Below are 324 nucleotides of genomic sequence, written 5' to 3' on the forward strand. Positions count from 1 at the left end.
TGGGATAGGGGTTGATGGGACGTTTGTGAGCCAAAGGTTCAGGCAACGTCTGCCGCAGAGAGATTGGGATATGTTGAAGTGTGTGGTGATGATGGATGTGGATATGTGGGGGAGGGTGTAGGTTGAGGTGGAATTGAGGATGGTTGGTGAAGAGATGGAGGATATGGTTGAGGAAGGGTAGATGGGTTTGAATGGTAGATTGTGGAGTTGGATGTAGAGTAAAAGGGAAGTGGATATTGGTGTGGTTTGTTTTGGGGTGAAGGTGTGGTTGGGGGACGGGGGGTTTGTTTTGAAGTTGGAGAGGATTATTTTGGTTATGGATTG

Annotated in this window: 1 pseudogene; it reads right to left on the reverse strand. The window is 47.8% G+C overall.

From position 1 onward, the window contains the following. A pseudogene (locus FS628_RS33210) lies at positions 1-322 on the reverse strand (imidazoleglycerol-phosphate dehydratase); the annotation flags it as partial. Between the last annotated feature and the right edge of the window lie 2 nt (positions 323-324).

The organism is Paenibacillus xylanexedens (genome assembly GCF_007676705.1).
In the GTDB taxonomy this organism is placed as follows: domain Bacteria; phylum Bacillota; class Bacilli; order Paenibacillales; family Paenibacillaceae; genus Paenibacillus; species Paenibacillus xylanexedens_C.